Source organism: Pseudomonas sp. 44 R 15, assembly GCF_900004965.1.
Taxonomy (GTDB): domain Bacteria; phylum Pseudomonadota; class Gammaproteobacteria; order Pseudomonadales; family Pseudomonadaceae; genus Aquipseudomonas; species Aquipseudomonas orientalis_A.
In genome coordinates this window covers 162,686-179,533 of sequence record NZ_CVTU01000099.1, presented here as the reverse complement: position 1 = coordinate 179,533, position 16,848 = coordinate 162,686, and the positions used below count along the sequence as shown (strand labels likewise).

At 56.7% G+C, this 16,848-nt stretch carries 10 protein-coding genes and 1 pseudogene; 7 read left to right on the top strand and 4 right to left on the bottom strand.

The features are described 5' to 3' along the window. Positions 1-224: 224 nt before the first annotated feature. Positions 225-794 carry a xanthine phosphoribosyltransferase gene (locus tag BFP93_RS17050; protein WP_003176890.1) on the bottom strand — a complete coding sequence of 190 codons (570 nt, stop codon included), beginning with the start codon at positions 792-794 and terminating at the stop codon, positions 225-227. A gap of 58 nt (positions 795-852) precedes the next feature. Further along, the gene (gene rep, locus BFP93_RS17045; protein WP_065893961.1) at positions 853-2,862 is read right to left on the bottom strand and encodes a DNA helicase Rep; all 2,010 of its coding nucleotides are present in this window, start codon (positions 2,860-2,862) and stop codon (positions 853-855) included. A gap of 266 nt (positions 2,863-3,128) precedes the next feature. Between rep and BFP93_RS17040 the strand changes: the two genes are divergently transcribed. Then, positions 3,129-4,793, top strand: coding sequence for a putative bifunctional diguanylate cyclase/phosphodiesterase (locus BFP93_RS17040; protein WP_065893960.1), 1,665 nt, complete (start codon positions 3,129-3,131; stop codon positions 4,791-4,793). A gap of 67 nt (positions 4,794-4,860) precedes the next feature. Here BFP93_RS17040 and BFP93_RS17035 read toward each other — a convergent pair whose 3' ends face one another. Further along, positions 4,861-6,264, bottom strand: a complete 1,404-nt coding sequence (locus BFP93_RS17035) for a NorM family multidrug efflux MATE transporter (protein ID WP_065893959.1) — start codon at positions 6,262-6,264, stop codon at positions 4,861-4,863. A gap of 152 nt (positions 6,265-6,416) precedes the next feature. On the opposite strand from BFP93_RS17035, the gene BFP93_RS17030 reads away from it, so the two are divergent. Together BFP93_RS17030 and BFP93_RS17025 are read left to right on the top strand one after the other, a co-directional pair. Continuing rightward, entirely contained in the window at positions 6,417-7,337 is a 921-nt protein-coding gene (locus BFP93_RS17030) for a LysR substrate-binding domain-containing protein (protein ID WP_065893958.1), read from the top strand. 178 nt (positions 7,338-7,515) lie between these two features. Then, positions 7,516-9,492 (top strand): methyl-accepting chemotaxis protein, encoded by a 1,977-nt coding sequence (locus BFP93_RS17025; protein WP_065893957.1) that lies wholly within the window; start codon positions 7,516-7,518, stop codon positions 9,490-9,492. A 5-nt stretch (positions 9,493-9,497) separates the two neighbouring features. On the opposite strand, the pseudogene BFP93_RS17020 reads toward BFP93_RS17025, so the two are convergent. After that, positions 9,498-10,796: pseudogene (locus BFP93_RS17020) on the bottom strand (YifB family Mg chelatase-like AAA ATPase); the annotation flags it as partial. A gap of 531 nt (positions 10,797-11,327) precedes the next feature. On the opposite strand from BFP93_RS17020, the gene BFP93_RS17015 reads away from it, so the two are divergent. The 4 genes from BFP93_RS17015 to BFP93_RS17000 are packed head-to-tail and all read left to right on the top strand — an operon-like array spanning position 11,328 to position 16,747. Beyond that, the gene (locus BFP93_RS17015; protein WP_176717571.1) at positions 11,328-12,638 is read left to right on the top strand and encodes a tyrosine-type recombinase/integrase; all 1,311 of its coding nucleotides are present in this window, start codon (positions 11,328-11,330) and stop codon (positions 12,636-12,638) included. After that, positions 12,635-14,269, top strand: a complete 1,635-nt coding sequence (locus tag BFP93_RS17010; RefSeq protein ID WP_141687983.1) for a hypothetical protein — start codon at positions 12,635-12,637, stop codon at positions 14,267-14,269. Before BFP93_RS17015 ends, BFP93_RS17010 begins: the two co-directional genes overlap by 4 nt. After that, positions 14,266-16,332: a hypothetical protein gene (locus BFP93_RS17005; protein WP_065893953.1), complete on the top strand. Its 2,067-nt coding sequence runs from the start codon at positions 14,266-14,268 to the stop codon at positions 16,330-16,332. The genes BFP93_RS17010 and BFP93_RS17005 overlap by 4 nt, the downstream gene beginning before the upstream one ends. Continuing rightward, a complete protein-coding gene (locus BFP93_RS17000) occupies positions 16,325-16,747 on the top strand; it encodes a hypothetical protein (RefSeq protein WP_083205683.1) in 423 nt (140 codons plus the stop codon). The genes BFP93_RS17005 and BFP93_RS17000 overlap by 8 nt, the downstream gene beginning before the upstream one ends. The last annotated feature ends 101 nt before the right edge of the window (positions 16,748-16,848 follow it).

The following is a 16,848-nucleotide window of genomic DNA, read 5'->3' as shown; positions in this document are numbered from 1 at the left end:
AGCAGCCGTTACCGCAGAAACGGATATGTACTCGATCTGATCCAACATCCTGGTCGGCCCAGAGGCCGCCATCGGGGGCAAGCCCCCTCCCACAGGGTCCCGCGGGGTACCTAAAAGTTGTGTAGATACTCATGCCCCGATGACAGTGTGTCAGTCAACACATTGGGTGACTGATACACCGCTATCGGGAGCAAGCCCCCTCCCACATTTTGAGCCGCGTTGATTCAGATGAAGGTCACCACCCCACCGGCCAGCGACTTCACCCGTGCCAGCGATTCAACCCGATAACCCTGCGCATCCAGCTCGGCACGGCCGCCCTGGAACGACTTCTCGATCACAATGCCCAAGCCGGCCACGGTCGCGCCGGCCTGCTTGATGATCGAAATCAGCGCCTGGGACGCCTTGCCGTTGGCCAGGAAGTCATCGATGACCAGCACGCGGTCGCTGCTGGTCAAGTGGCGCGGGGAGATCGCCACGGTGCTTTCGGTTTTCTTGGTGAAGGAGTACACCGTCGCCGACAGCAGGTTTTCGGTGAGGGTCAGGGACTGCTGCTTGCGCGCGAAGATCACGGGCACGCCGAGGTTCAGGCCGGTCATGATCGCCGGAGCGATGCCCGAGGCTTCGATGGTGACGATCTTGGTGATGCCCGAGTCCTTGAACAGCGCGGCGAATTCGTCGCCGATCAGTTTCATCAGTGCCGGGTCGATCTGGTGGTTCAGAAAGGCGTCAACCTTGAGTACCTGATCGGAAAGCACGATGCCTTCTTCGCGAATTTTCTTGTGCAGTGCTTCCACGGAAAGCTTCCTCTGATGGCGCAACAGGCGCCGAAAGTAGATTAAAAAGTAGTCGATTCTAGCGCTTTAACATCGCGCGTATATCGGCCAGGGCGCTGTTGCCGCGAACGGCCTTCACCTCGGTCGGGGTGTCGTCGTTGCCTTCCCAGGCCAGGTCATCCGGCGGCAGCTCATCGAGGAACCGGCTGGGGGCACAATCGATGATTTCGCCGTATTGCTTGCGCTTGGCGGCGAAAGTGAAGGCCAGTGTCTGACGCGCGCGGGTAATCCCCACGTAGGCCAGGCGCCGTTCTTCCTCGATGGTGTCGGCTTCGATGCTGGAGCGGTGCGGGAGAATTTCCTCTTCCATGCCCATGATGAACACGTAGGGGAATTCCAGGCCCTTGGACGCATGCAAGGTCATCATCTGCACCCCTTCGGCGCCGTCTTCCTCTTCCTGCTGGCGCTCAAGCATGTCGCGCAGCACCAGCTTGCCGATGGCGTCTTCGACGGTCATTTCACCGTCTTCGTCTTTTTCCAGGGTGTTCTTCAGGGCTTCGATCAGGAACCAGACGTTGCCCATGCGGTAGTCCGCGGCCTTGTCGCTGGAACTGTTGGTGCGCAGCCAGTTTTCATAGTCGATGTCCATGACCATGCTGCGCAGGGCACTGATCGGGTCTTCGCCGGCGCACTGCTCACGGACCTTGTCCATGAAGCGCTTGAAGCGCGACAGGCGATCGGTGAAGCGGGTGTCCAGGTGTTCGCCCAAGCCGATTTCGTCGGTAGCGGCGTACATCGAGATCTTGCGTTCGGTGGCGTAGTTGCCGAGCTTTTCCAGGGTCGTCGAACCGATTTCCCGACGCGGCACGTTGATCACGCGCAGGAAGGCGTTGTCGTCATCCGGGTTCACGATCAGGCGGAAGTAGGCCATCAGGTCTTTGACTTCCTGGCGCCCGAAGAAGCTGTTGCCGCCCGACAGGCGATACGGCACCTGGTGGTGCTGCAATTTCAGTTCGATCAGCTTGGCCTGGTAGTTGCCGCGATACAGGATCGCAAAGTCGCTGTAAGGGCGGTCGGTGCGCAGGTGCAGGCTGAGGATTTCCACCGCCACGCGCTCGGCTTCGGCGTCTTCGTTGCGGCAGCGGATCACACGGATTTCGTCGCCATGACCCATCTCGCTCCACAGTTGTTTTTCAAACTCGTGGGGGTTGTTGGAAATCAGCACGTTGGCGCAGCGCAGGATACGGCTGGTGGAGCGGTAGTTCTGCTCCAGCATCACCACTTTCAGCGACGGATAGTCATCCTTGAGCAGCATCAGGTTTTCCGGGCGGGCGCCGCGCCAGGCGTAGATCGACTGGTCATCGTCGCCCACCACGGTGAACTGATTGCGCGTGCCGATCAGCAGCTTCACCAGCAGGTATTGGCTGGCGTTGGTGTCCTGGTATTCGTCCACCAGCAGGTAGCGCACCTTGTTCTGCCACTTTTCCAGGATGTCCTTGTGTTCCTGGAACAGTTTGACCGGCAGCAGAATCAGGTCGTCGAAGTCCACCGCGTTGAACGCCTTGAGCGTGCGCTGGTAGTGGGTGTAGACGATGGCGGCGGTCTGCTCCTTGGGATTGCGCGCGGCTTCCAGGGCTTCGGCGGGCAGGACCAGGTCGTTTTTCCAGGCGCCGATCATGTTCTTGATCTCGTCGACGCCGTCGTCGCCCGCGTATTCCTTCTGCATGATGTCGGTCATCAAGGCTTTGACGTCGGTCTCGTCGAAGATCGAGAAACCCGGCTTGTAGCCCAGCCGCGCATGTTCCTTGCGGATGATGTTCAGCCCCAGGTTGTGGAACGTGCACACGGTGAGGCCACGGCCTTCGCCACCCTTGAGCAGGGTGCCGACGCGCTCTTTCATTTCCCGCGCCGCCTTGTTGGTGAAGGTCATGGCGACGATGTACTGGGCGCGGATGCCGCAGTTCTGGATCAGGTGCGCGATCTTGCGGGTAATCACGCTGGTCTTGCCGGAGCCAGCACCGGCGAGCACCAATAGAGGGCCGCCGACGTAGTTCACGGCTTCTTGCTGCCGGGGATTGAGTCGGGACATACAGAGTTCAGGGAGTCGTTATTCAAAAGGGCGGGCATTTTAACAGGCTGGCAAGATTCTGCTGCCTTAGAACGACGGTGTGACGTACCACTCGATCTAAATTTGCCGGTTTTGTTACTTTGCCGCAGGATGTCGTGGGTATCGCAACTATTTTTCACAGTCTGCGTGTTTGATAACACCTATCATTGGTCATGCATTTGTTATCGTCAGGCCGCACGTCATAATGCCCGCCGCCAACGAATTTTTGCAGAGTCTAGGGAGCTAGCTTGTCTACGCCTGTCGAACCCTTGCGTTTGCTGCTGCTGGCCGATACGCCGGCGTGGGCAGCGTTGTTGCGCGAGTGCCTGGCGCCGATGGGCGATGGGGCTGTGCTGATCAGTGCCCCCAGTTGGGACTCGGTGAGTCGTCTGTTCGACGACGATCACGAAGCGGTGCTCTTGACCACGCCCAACCTGCAACCCGGTCCCGGTCGTTGCAGCCTGCCGTGTGTATTGCTGCTGGAACAGGAACCACTGGTTGCGCCGCTCGGCGTCAGCGATTGGCTGATCCATTCTGCGCTGGACGCCGGTACCTTGCGCCGCTGCCTGCGCCATGTGCGCGAGCGTGGCGTGCTGGAAAACACGTTGCAGCGCCTGGCCGAACAGGATCCGCTGACCGGTATTGCCAATCGTCAGGGTTTCCAGACCTTGCTGGCGGCACGGCTGGCGGAAAACGAAGGCCGCGGCCTGGCCCTCGGTCATCTGGACCTGGACAATTTCCGTCACGCCAACGATGCCCTCGGTCACCAGGCCGGCGACCGCTTGATCCTGCAGGTGGTCTCACGGCTCAAGAGCCAGCTTGAAGCCGGTGATCAACTGGCGCGCCTGGGCAGCGATGAGTTCGCGCTGCTGATCGACACCCGCCGTGCGCCCCAGCGCGCCGAATGGATGGCCGAACGCATCACCGAAGTCATGGCTGAGCCTTACTGGGTGGACGGCGAGAGCCTGCTGATCGGCTGCAGTTTGGGTGTGGCGCATGCCCGGGCCCGCGCCGGGGCCGACCCGTTGATGTGGCACGCCCATATCGCCATGCAACAGGCCAAAAGCACCCAGGGCTGTACCTTTCATATCTTCAACGAACGCATCAACCGCAACGCGCGCAGCCTGGCCGACCTGGAAAGCGAGTTGCGCCGTGCCTTGCGCCGCGATGAGCTGGAGCTGCATTACCAGCCGCGCCTGGACCTGGATGACGGGCATATCGTCGGCCTCGAGGCCCTGGTGCGCTGGCGCCATGGCGAGCGTGGACTGTTGCCGCCGAGCGAGTTCGTGCCCTTGGCCGAGCAGAGCGGCCTGATCGTGCCGCTGGGGTACTGGGTGATTTCCCGGGCCCTGCGCGACATGCAGGACCTGCGCGAACGCGGCCTGCCGGCGTTGCACATGGCGGTCAACCTGTCGTTTCGCCAGTTCCAGGACAGCCAATTGCTCTCGACACTCAGCCGGCTGATTGCCGAGCGCGGCGTGGAAGCACAATGGCTGGAGTTCGAGCTGACCGAAACCGCCGTGATGCGTCGCAGCGACCTGGTCAAACAGACCATGGACGCCCTCGGCCGCCTCGGTGTGCGGTTTTCCCTGGATGACTTTGGTACCGGTTTCTCATCGTTTGTGCACCTCAACAGCCTGCCGATTGCCTTGTTGAAGATCGACAAGAGCTTCGTCGGTGGCATGGAAGAGCGCGAAGAGAATCGCAAGCTGGTACACGCCATGATCAACCTGGCCCATAACCTCAACCTGGAAGTGGTGGCCGAAGGCGTGGAAACCCCTGAGCAGCTTGAGCTTCTGAGACTGTTTGGTTGCGATCAGGCCCAGGGTTACCTGATCAGTAAACCCTTGCCGTTGACTGAGCTGGTGGAGTATCTGACCTCCGGCAAAAGCCAGCAGGCGTTGTCGGGCTGAGTTGTAAACTCGATTGAACCTGTGGGAGGGGGCTTGCCCCCTCGCACAGGTCTGACCGAGCAGGGCTTTACTCTGTCTGTGCCGCCTGAAAGGCAGGCTGTATGTCCGGCTCTCGCCGAATCATCCGCTTCATCTTCGCCTCGAACGCCCAGGTCAGGCTCACCGCCGCGCACGCCAACCCCAACGCCAGGCCCCACCACACACCGGTCGGCCCCCAGCCCAGGGTGAACGCCATCAACCAGGCTGATGGCGCGCCGATCAGCCAGTAGCAACCGAGCCCCACCAGGAACGTGGTCTTGGCGTCCTTGAGGCCGCGGATGCAGCCCATGGCAATGGTCTGCACACCATCGAACAGCTCGAACCAGGCGGCGACGGCCAGCAGGCTGACGGCCAGGACGATGACATCATGAAACGCCGGATCGTCATGGTCGAGGAACAGCCCGATCAGCGGGTCGGCAGACAGCCAGAACACCAGGGCAAACCCCAGCATCAACAGGGCACCAAAGCCGATGCCGACCCGTCCGGCCATGCGTGCCCGCAGCAACTGCCCGGCGCCATAATGCTGGCCGATACGCATGGTCACCGCGTAGGACATCCCCGCCGGAACCATGAACGCCACCGAGACGATCTGCAGGGCAATCTGGTGCGCCGCCAACTGCGTACTGCCCATGGTGCCCATGCACAGCGCCGCAAACGCGAACAGCCCGACTTCCACCGCATAGGTGCCCCCAATCGGCAGGCCCAGGCGCCACAACTCGCGCAGGTACCGGGTATTGAGGCGCAGCAGCCCGCTGCTCAGTGGATAGGCGGCGTAGGTGCGGTTGCTGCGGATGTACCACATCAGTGCCAACGCCATGCCATTGGCGACGATGGCTGTGACCAGGCCAATGCCCATCAGCCCGAGTTTGGGCAGGCCGAACATGCCTTCGATCAGCGCGTGATTGAGCAGGTAGTTGACCACCGTGCCGCACAGGCTGATGACCATCACCGGGGTGGCTTTGCCGATGGCGCTGGTGAAGCCGCGCAGAGCCATGAAGCTCAGATAGCCGGGCAGGGCGAACGGCAGCAGGGTCAGAAATTGCCCGGCGGCCTGCACGTTGGTTTCGGTCTGGCCGAACATCAGCAGCACCGGCTTGAGGTTCCACAGCAGCAGCGCTGCCGCCAGGGCCATCAACCAGGCGAGCCACAGCCCGGCCTGGGTCAGCCGGGTGGCGCCTTCAATGTCGCCCGCGCCGTGACGGATGGCCACAAGGGTGCCCACTGCCGCGATCACGCCGATGCAGAAAATAGCCACGAACGAATAGCTCGCCGCGCCCAGGCCACCGCCGGCCAGGGCTTCGGGGCTCAGGCGCGCCATCATCAGGGTGTCGGTCAACACCATCAGCATGTGCGCCAACTGTGAGGCAATCAACGGCCCCGCCAGCCGCAGAATGGCCCAGAGTTCGGTACGTGCCGGATGCTGCATGATCATCGCTCTCGAGATGTCAGGGAGGTGGGGGAGGGTTGATTCTCGGCGCTTTCGGCGCATTGCACAAAGGGATAAAAGCGATCGTTTGCATGATTAAAACTCATGCCTGATTGATTCTGGTAGGGTTTGGCCATTGCGCTGTCGGAGTCATCAAAATGTCTCGTCGTCTTCCCCCGCTTTATGCCCTGCGGGCATTCGAGGCCGCGTCCCGTCACCACTCCTTCACCCGCGCGGCGCAGGAGTTGTCGATTACCCAGAGTGCGGTCAGCCGGCATATCCGTACCCTCGAAGAGCATTTCGCCTGCCGGCTGTTCCAGCGCAGCGGCCGTACCTTGCAACTCACGGAGGCGGCGCGCTTGTTGCTGCCCGGCGTGCGCGAAGGTTTCGCCGCCCTGGAGCGCGCCTGCCATACCCTGAACGCCGAAGATGACATCTTGCGTATGAAAGCACCGTCCACCCTGACCATGCGCTGGCTGTTGGCGCGATTGAGCCGCTTTCGGGCCCTGCAGCCGGGCAATGAAGTGCAGCTCACCAGCGCGTGGATGAACATCGATGAAGTGGACTTCAATCAGGAACCGTTCGATTGCGCAGTGTTGCTCAGTAACGGACACTTTCCGGCGGACTGGGAGGCCAGCCACCTGTTTGCCGAAATGCTGATTCCGGTGGGCGCGCCCAATCTATTGGATGACGGCCCCTGGGACGTGCAGCGGCTGGCAACGGCCGAACTGCTGCACCCGACACCGGACCGGCGTGACTGGCGTTACTGGCTGGAGCACATGGGGCTGACCTCCCGGGTCTCGCTCAAGGGTGGGCAGGTGTTCGACACGCTGGAGCTGGGCATGATCGCTGCCGCGCGCGGCTATGGCGTGTCCATGGGAGACCTGTTGATGGTGGCCGAGGACGTCGCCCAGAAACGCTTGAGCCTGCCGTGGCCAACGGCCGTCGCCAGCGGGGAAAGTTATTACCTGGTGTGGCCGAAAACCCGCCCCGGGGGTGAGCGCTTGCGGCGCCTGGCGGAGTTTCTGCAGAGCGAGGTGCAGGCGATGGTTTTGCCCGCGGTGACTCGCCTCGAATGAAGGGGTTGGTCTATGCACGGCAATCGTTTGCGTCATACCTCTGTGAATCGCTCAAGTATTGTGAAACCGCGCCGAAGTAGGTGTTCTGGACCAATCGTGCCCCAACGTTTCCCACTAGATAATTCGCCGAGCAGCGCTAAGAGATCAGGATGATCCTGGCCTCGGCTCAGGAGCTGTCATGTCTCAACCTCGCGCTCGGATCGCTTCCCAGTTAGGCCTCGCATTAGCCGTGATTCTGGCGGTCGTCATCAGCGGCAGTACCGTTTTCGCACTACGCTCGCTCGATACCGCCAACCTCGCGACCCGTGAGGAGCACCTGGCCAGCGAGGCGCGTTTGCTCGCCGACCAGCTCAATACCTTCCACAGCACCTTGCGCGAGAGCACTCAGCGTTTGAGCGGGCTGTTTGAAAAGCGCTTCGGCGCCGGTTTGAGCGTGCGTGCGGACCAGCCTGTCGCCGTGGCCGGTGTACAAACCCCAAGCCTGTACCTGGGCAGCGAGTTGCTGAACAACAACTTCGGCGAAGTGGACGAATTCAAGGACATGTCCGGCGGCGTGGCCACGGTGTTCGTGCGCAGCGGCGATGACTTCATCCGTATCAGCACCTCCCTGACCAAGCAGGATGGCAACCGCGCCATCGGCACCGTGCTGGATCGCCAGGGCCCGGCCTACCAGCGTGTGTTCAACGGGCAGGCCTATATCGGCCGGGCCGTGTTGTTCGATCGCTCCTATATGACCCAGTACAGCCCGGTGCGTGATGCCAGCGGAAAAGTCATCGCGGTATTGTTCATCGGCTTCGACTACACCGACGAACAAAAAGCCCAGTTCGACAACCTCAAGCGCTTCCGTATCGGCCAGACCGGTTCCTTGTCGCTGCTGGATGAGCAGAAGCAATGGTTGGTGCCGCCGGCCGGTGTGCAAGCCTTGGATCAAGCGGTCGCCGTGATGCTCGACTTGGCGAAGAAACCCGGTGAAGGCCGCTTCTGGAGTGACAAGAACGAAGATTTCTACAGCGTGTCGGTCCCCTTCGAGGGCGGCCCTTGGGCGGTCGTGGCAAGTATGCCCAAGGCCGAGATTCGTGCCGTGACGTGGGACGTGGGCATGCGCCTGGTCATTGGCAGCGTGCTGGCCATGCTGTTGGCTGTGGGGGCCACGGTATGGCTGTTGCGCAGCAAGCTCGCGCCATTGAGTGACCTGGTGCGTCAGGCTGAAGCGCTCGGCGCAGGTGATCTGAGTGCGCGCCTGAATGTCTCCAGCCATGACGAAATCGGCCAGTTGGCGCGCAGCTTCAACCAGATGGGCGAGGCACTGTCGACCATGGTTTCGCACATCCGCAAGGCGGCTGAAGAGGTCAACAGCCGGGCCCAGGCGCTGTCGGGGTTGTCTGGCGGCGCTTATGAAGGCATGGAGCAGCAGTCCGGCGAAATCACCAGCATGGCCGGCGCGGTGGAGGAATTCAGCGCCACCTCGCTGAATATCGCCGACAACATGGGCAATACCGAGCGTCTGGCCCAGGAAAATGCCCAGCAGACCCGTATCGGGCGTACCTCGATGGAAGAAGCGTCGTCGTCCCTGGAGCATATCGCCACCGCGCTGAACAGCACCGCTACGGTGATCAACACCCTGGGCCAGCGTTCCCAGGAAATCGGCGGTATCGTCGGCGTGATTACCTCTATTGCCGAACAGACCAACCTGCTCGCGCTCAATGCCGCCATCGAAGCGGCCCGCGCCGGTGAGCAAGGTCGCGGCTTTGCCGTGGTCGCAGACGAAGTGCGCAACCTGGCCTCGCGCACCCGCCAGGCCACCGATGAAATTTCCGTAATGATCCAGAGCATCCAGCAGGAAACCGGCAATGCCATCAGTACCATGGAGCACGGCAACGTGCTGATGCAGGAAGGCCTGTCGCGCAACGCGGATGTGGCCTCGGCCCTGGCGCGCATCGACGAACAGAGCCGCTCGGCCGGTCAGCAGTTCGCCGCAATCACCACCGCCACCCAGGAGCAGAGCAGCACCGCGACGTTGCTCAGCAGTAATTTGCAAAGCATCGCACTGGCCAACAGCGAGCAGCGTGAAGTGGTGTCGAACCTGGCGATCACCGCCAAAGAGCTGGAAACCCTGGCGGCGGGCTTGCGGCATGAGGTGGATCGCTTCCGCTAAGCCACTCAAGAGCTCGCTGCCGGGCGGTATTGCAAGGCCTCTTGCAAATGGTGGCGAGCGATGGCGTCTTTTTGTTCCAGGTCCGCCAATGTACGCGCTACCTTGAGCAAGCGATGAGCCGCGCGCAACGACAGCGTCAGCCGCTCGCAGGCGTTTTCCAGCCAGCCTTCGTCGACCTTCGCCAGCGTGCAGTACTCGCGCAGCCCCGGCAGGTCGAGGAAGGCGTTGGCGCAGCCCTGGCGTCGTTGCTGGCGTTCCCGTGCGTCGGCCACCAAGGCGGCCGTTTTCGCGGTGGTGTCATCGGTCTGTTGTGCCGGGCTCAGCGCCGTGGCTTCCCGCGCCACCGTCAGGTGCAGGTCGATCCGGTCCAGCAACGGCCCCGAGAGCTTGTTGCGATAGCGCTGTATCTGTTCCGGCGTACACCGGCAACGGCCGCTGGGTTCGCCCATATAACCGCACGGGCAGGGGTTCATCGCCGCGACCAGTTGAAAGCGCGCCGGGAAGCTCACCCGGTCGCGGGCACGGGAAATCACGATATGTCCCGACTCAAGCGGCTCGCGCAGGACCTCCAGCACCTTGCGGTCAAATTCCGGCAATTCATCCAGGAACAACACGCCGTGGTGGGCCAGGGTGATTTCCCCCGGTTGCGGCTTCGAGCCGCCGCCGACCAGCGCAGGGCCCGAGGCCGAATGGTGCGGCTGGCGAAACGGCCGGTGCGGCCAATGGCTCAACGGTGCCAGGCTGACCACCGATTGAATCGCCGCGACTTCCAGCGCTTCCTGCTCACTGAGCGGTGGCAGCAACCCCGGCAGGCGGCTGGCGAGCAGCGTCTTGCCGGTGCCGGGCGGGCCGCTGAACAGCAGGTTATGCGCCCCCGCCGCTGCGATCAGCAAGGCTCGCTTGGCAGCCATTTGGCCCTGGACTTCGCTGAGGTCAGGGTAAGGTTTGTTCAGGTACAACAGGCCGTCCGATCGGTAGGGCTCGATCGGCACATGTCCATTCAAGTGCGCCACCACCTGTAGCAAGTGATCCACCGCAATCACCGTCAACCCTGACGCCAGGCACGCCTCCTCAGCGTTTGCCCTGGGCACTATCAAGGTGCGCCCGGCCTTGCGCGCCGCCAAGGCGGCCGGCAACACGCCTTTGACCGCGCGTACCTCGCCGGACAGTGCCAACTCCCCCAGGCACTCGACCTCATCGAGCATCAGCGCCGGCACCTGCACGCTGGCCGCCAGGATCCCCAGGGCAATCGCCAGATCAAAACGCCCGCCGTCCTTGGGCAGGTCGGCGGGCGCCAGGTTTACAGGTCAATACCGGGGTATGGACATCTAGAGTACAAATGTCCATATGGACGTCTTCCAGCCCAGCCTTAATTAACCAATAAAGTTTCGATGATCCCAAGGGATTTCCAGTGACCCAAACTGAAGTGTTGTCGCTGCGATAACTGGCAGCTTTTGCTGGAGATGAGGATCGCGATGACCCAGCAAGCAGATCTAAGAAGTTCTGTAGATGGGTTGGGGGTGCGGAGGGCAAATATCGTCAGGGTCGACGAGCTGCCTAGCGAAAGCCGCGTGCCTGAATTCTGGATGGCTACTGCACAAAGGCAGCGAGGCGGGGCAACGTAATGGGAATGCGGAGCGGCATATCAGGCTTTTCTCAAGCCAAACCCTTGATTTTGATATAGAAGTCAAGAGAATTACAAGATTGACGAGGAGTAAATCTGGCGTAAAATATACGTTTCTTTGGTCAAGGTTGTGCCTCCAGAATCGACCAGATAACCTAATAATACGGTAAGGGTATGGCGTTGTCAATATATGGCTAAAGGTTCGAAGTGCGTGTCTTACGTGGAGTTCATTACCCTCACCCTTTTTCACATCACAGTGGCTCCAGGTGTCACCTCCTACGCCCTTCCATTCGCGCATGACCTCAAGCGGCAGAAGAATTACATCGTCCTGGGGTTCCCGATCCTGCGGTGGTCGACAGGCGCGTTATGGGATGAGGCGAATCTTTGGCTAGGTGCTCTTGCCCAAAGCATCCCTACTCAGGGCATACGAATTAAGTCTATAAGGTCTTTGGCCTATGCCCTGATAACTTTTATGCGATTTGTAGAGAGCGAAAGGCGCCCATGGAATTATCTTCCCTTGATTCCTGCAGATAGGACAATAAACAGGTACAGAAAGCACCTGATCGACGCCAGAGAGAGCGGTGAGCTAGCACCATCAACGGTCTCCGCAAAAATGTCTGTCGTGCTGCGCTTGTTTAGATGGGCTCAGATGAACAAGATCATTAGCGCCGTTGCTTTTGAGGTAACCGGAGTTAAGGTAGTTAAGGTTCCTGACCAATATGGCCGGGAGTTAGCCGTAAGTGTAAGTTTTTCGAACTTGGCTATTCCTAATCGCAAAGCCTCGGCAGATCGAGTTGAAGGCGGGCTGATGCCAGTTTCGATAGACTATAGAAATGAGCTGATTGATTTTGCACGCGATCATCTAAGTTATGACCTATATCTAATGCTTAGAATTGCGTTTGAATCTGGTCTACGGATTGAGTCAATCTGTAATTTAAAAGTCAATACTGTCAACTGGGGCACTCCTGATTTTTTTGATGCGGAGCTGTCTTGGTTACAGGTGGGGCCCAATGTGGATGGCGCGCCTGTTGCAACTAAGTTCGGGGTGCAGGGGGCCGTCATGATTGGCACAGCGCTTTTAGATGAGCTGAAAGAATATTGCAAATCCATACGGCGAATCACTAGAGAAAATAGAGCATCTGAGGATTGTGGCGAGCTGTTATTCATAACAAAAAATGGAAACTCCTACGGTCGTCGTTCGGATACTGATCGCAGCGCCATAAACTCTCTTGTTTTTGCGGCAAAAGAAAAGGCGAGGAAGATGGGTTTGAACTTCGATGATTTTCACTTTCATCGAGCTCGTGCAACCTTCGGTGTGGCGATAGTTCAGTGTGGGATGGAATGCGAACCCAGCATACCACTGTCAGATATCTTGAGCTTCGCAAGGGACTGTCTTCTCCATAAAGACGTCGAAACCACAATGAAATACGTTAGGTTTCTGCAAAATTCAAAAATCAAAGCCAAATATGCCAATGAATACACTGCAGCAATGATGGGCAGATATAACGAGCGCAGTAAATGATAGACGATCTTGGATTTGACGGTGTGGTTTATGGGGAGGAGCGAATCCCACTGACGTTGAGGTCTTGCCTTTACGTGAATGGCGCTGGCTGCCATACAAAGAAATTTGAAGAATATCGTCTGGGTAACGTCCTTGGGCTCGTGGTGACTGCACGCATCCCGCTCGTCTACGCCCTTCACTCGGAATTGAACGGGATTGTTTCATCAGGGGGTAGTCCCAGAACTTTGGAAGGCGGTGTGTCTCGTGTACGGGCTTTTTATATGTACAGTGACGGACTAGGTATCGACCCAACCAAGGCAAATGCTTGCAGCCTATATTGTGGATGGGTCAAAAGCCTCTATAAAAGTGTTAATAGCGGTGATGCTAAAGAGGACGGCTGTTACGGGAAAGCTAGTGGCATGGCGACGTTGCTCGGAAACGCTACAGGCCTGGGCCGGGAATTTTTTGTATTAAATGCTGGGCTAACGGCCCCTAGCAAAAAAAATGCATTCCCCCAAATAGATAAGCAAAACCTTGGCGATGCTAAGCGCTTTATCGATGACTTGATGGATATTCGTAACTGCTTAGGAATCGAAGCATTTCAGCGACCTCTGCCAGCGCAGCTTAAGATGTCAAATGGTCAGGAGATAATGCTGTACAGTGGCCTAACTCAGCATGAACAATTACTGACTGATAAGCTTGCAAATGTAAGTTTAAGAGTTCGGTATGCCTTATATAATGTCCGAGTGGAAACTGAATTGATGTTATTTATAAGTCAGACGTCCATGAACTTGTCGGACGCTGCAGGGCTCAAATTTCAGGAGCTAAAGTTCTACACAGTTGGTGACAGTTTTGAAGCGCGCACATACAAAGGCCGAAAACAAGGCGAAGTTATATTCACGGCTTACGGTGAGTATAAGCCTTATTTCTTGGATTTTCTTGCGTTCAGAAAAGCGCTGGGCATCAGCGAACATACCAACCTGTTATTCGGTAAGTTGCCACAGGCCGGAAGAACTGTTAGCGACAATCCTAACCCTCGTTCACTAATTCGTTTGATGAAGAAGCTGGAGCGTCCGTTTGTTATAGCGGGAGAGCTCCGGAAAACCCGGCAGAACTGGTTAGCCCGAAAAGCAGGTGACCCCGCCCTCGCCGCTGAGATAGGCCAGCATGATTTGGAAACTTTCGGTAGATATTATGAGCGCCCAAATCACCAGACAGCGACCACTGAGTGGTCGAACTACTATAGAAGTAGTGCGAAGGCTAAGCGTGCTGCACTCGTGGGAGAATGTACTGGCCAGCCTATTCCTGTAAAAGAGTTACCAGCGGGTTTTGAGAAGCCAAATTGCGTCAATCCGAATCTTTGCATTTTCTGTATTAGTTACAAAGGCATAAAAACATATTCTTATATATGGTCTATTCTTTCTTATAAGGTTTTACGCGAGCGTGAAAAGTTGGTTTCTTTGCGCAGTAGTGCGGATGTTTCTGGGTTGGAATCTGCAATAAGTCGCCTTGACCAAATCATTGGCGCGTTTGAGACCGCTGGAAAGAAATGTGCGGGATGGTTAGCAAAAGCTGCGCAGCAGACGCAAATGGGAAATTACCACCCTCGGTGGAGCGGCTTTATTCATTTGTTAGACGTGGCCAGTTTATGAGTGCGTTAGATCCTGAGTTGTTCAATAGTCTTGAAAGCCCAGAAAGCCCAGAAAGCTCGGAAGGTCTAGAGAGCCTGGAAGTCTTGCAAGGCATGGGGACAGGGCTCAAGTTTCCGCTAGATAATGACTATCCTATTTTGGTGAAAAAGGATGAGTCCACGGGACAGGATCAGGTGCTTGTCACCTATAGTCAAGAGCGATGGGATTTTTCAAGTGTGTCTGGAACAATTAAAAACTTCTATTTCTATAGGGTTTCAAATTCAGCGAAGGGGGAAATTTCTGCTTCGGGATGGAAAGCATTTAAGATGGTAATGGCGTACTTGTGGATTAACCGTGGGCACTCGATCTCGATTGAGACTTACAGCTACTACTACAAGCAGTTTCGTGCCCTTTTCGTCATAATGACTTCGCATAATGTGGATGTGCTTGAAGCCCCAATGAATGAGGATCAGGCCTACAAGGTGTTTGGGCTCCACCGTCGCGCTAGCGTGATGCTTCAGCTCATTGCCGTTTTGTATGTTGGACGTAGTCGCTTAGGCTTTTATTTTTTGGCACCGTGGGAGAGCACCTTGGTGCAGCGAATGCTTGAGCCAGTAGAGTTTCAACAAACGCCATGTATTCCATGGCGGATTTGGGAGTACCAGAAAGATCGGCTTAAGGAGTTTATGGATGATTTCATCTCATCGTCAGAGCGGCTAGGTAGGCTCCAAAACCGTTTGATCGATCTTTACGAAGGGTCTGATTATAAGCGAAACCGGGTTAAGGGGCGCGTCACCAGCGACACGCATAATATCAAACCATTGGGTAAAGATGGTCATAGGTATTTAACCTTTCACCATTATTCTACTTTCTATAGATTGTCTCCGTTATTGAGAAAGTGGATGGTACCTATTGGGAGAGATCTTGATACGATTATCTCTCAAGATGGGGCGAGAATTTTTTCATCGTATTTGACCGCTGTTTCTTATGTGGGCTTGCTCTATCTTGCTAACTATTCCGGCATGCGAAGAGGCGAGCTTTCTAAGTTGAGAGCAAACTGCTTTATTTCAGATGATGATGAAGTTCTAGGTAAGGCTTACTTTCTTTGTGGCGGCACATCAAAGACAATCAATGACCCCAATGCTCTTTGGGTAACTGATGAATATAGTGGTGAGGTCGTAAAGGCGCTGGGTGCCGTTTCAGCAATGAGATTGAGGTGCGCAAAAATTTTTAATCGGGGCAATGTCGTAGGCGCCGATATGCTCAACCCTCTTCTGCTCCTACGTGCTTATGAGCCTTGGGGCCGTGCTAGGGGTGAAGCATTAGATAAGAGCGTCGAACTCTGTAAGGATTTTTCCTACAATGGCTGGCAGGGGGTATGCCCTAACCTTTTTGATACAAGAGTGCTTACTATTACTGAAGAAGACTTCCTGTTGGCCAAAAAGTATACCCCGTCATTGGACATACAAGAATTTGCCGTTGGCAATATTTGGCCTTTTGCTCTTCATCAGCTGAGACGTACGCTACTGATAGACGCCACTGAATCTGGGGTAAGCAGGTCATCAACTCAGTATCAAGCGAAACACCGGGATACATCGATGACTCGCTATTATATATCAAATTTTCAGAGCAATCTTAGCGCTGAAATGCGTAAGGGCCTAATGGCTGAAATTGTTGCAAGTTTATCAAGGGCTGCTGTGGGTCTTAAAGAAAATCATTTTGTTTCTGTCTATGGTCAGGAGCATAAAGCGAAGCTCATCGAATTCGTAGATGTGACCGACATCAAAGACCTGGGCGAGACTGCCGACACAAGGTCTTTTTCGATCCGAGAAACATTCTTCGGTATATGTTTGAAAAAAGGCTATTGTTCATCAGGTGGAATTACTTTTGTAGGCGATTGCGGTACCTGCGCAGAGGGGCTGGGGGATAAACGTAAAGTTGCTGTATTAGTCGCTCTTAAAGATGACCTAACTTCTCGCCTCGTTGATTTCAAGTCAGGTGATTTGGATTATATTTCCATGGAGTTCCAAGTAAAGGCTATAGATGCAGCCCTCAAAACTCTTCGGAGTGATGATAATGGGTAAGGCGGAGCTTGATTTCAGTGCGGCCTTCGAGAGGCTTAAGTATGGAAACACCCTGATCCTTCCACCCGGCAGCCCGGTCTCTCAGAATAACGTTGCTAGGGAGGCCGGGAGAGACCCTTCTGCTTTGAGGAAGTCTCGATATCCTAAGCTTGTCGCAGACATCCAGGCTTGGATTGTAATGGAGGCCTCCACAACGACGGGCACGTCCACAAAGGTGGTGATTGCGGAGGAGAAGGATCCACATTTTGAATCCCAGCTAGCGGATGCAATGCTCCAACTGGACTCCCTTCGAGAAGAACGCGACCTACTGCTGTCCAAGCTTTTGATAGCAAATGACAGAATCCTACTTCTGACATCAAAAATCAAAGAAGACGACAATGCAGGCAAAGGCTCGGCTCCTATTGTGTTCACGTAGGTTATGTCGAGTGCGCCAACCGACAAGGTGAGCGATACCGACTTGCCGTCCAGATCCGTCCAGCTGTGCCGCTCGAAGGAGGCGCAGAGAGTTTCGCAGCA

Bases quoted from the DNA above. Each gene is read 5' to 3' on its own strand.
- rep (WP_065893961.1), bottom strand. From the start codon at position 2,862: ATGTCCCGACTCAATCCCCGGCAGCAAGAAGCCGTGAACTACGTCGGC.
- BFP93_RS17035 (WP_065893959.1), bottom strand. From the start codon at position 6,264: ATGATCATGCAGCATCCGGCACGTACCGAACTCTGGGCCATTCTGCGG.
- BFP93_RS17030 (WP_065893958.1), top strand. From the start codon at position 6,417: ATGTCTCGTCGTCTTCCCCCGCTTTATGCCCTGCGGGCATTCGAGGCC.
- BFP93_RS17025 (WP_065893957.1), top strand. From the start codon at position 7,516: ATGTCTCAACCTCGCGCTCGGATCGCTTCCCAGTTAGGCCTCGCATTA.
- BFP93_RS17010 (WP_141687983.1), top strand. From the start codon at position 12,635: ATGATAGACGATCTTGGATTTGACGGTGTGGTTTATGGGGAGGAGCGA.
- BFP93_RS17005 (WP_065893953.1), top strand. From the start codon at position 14,266: ATGAGTGCGTTAGATCCTGAGTTGTTCAATAGTCTTGAAAGCCCAGAA.
- BFP93_RS17000 (WP_083205683.1), top strand. From the start codon at position 16,325: ATGGGTAAGGCGGAGCTTGATTTCAGTGCGGCCTTCGAGAGGCTTAAG.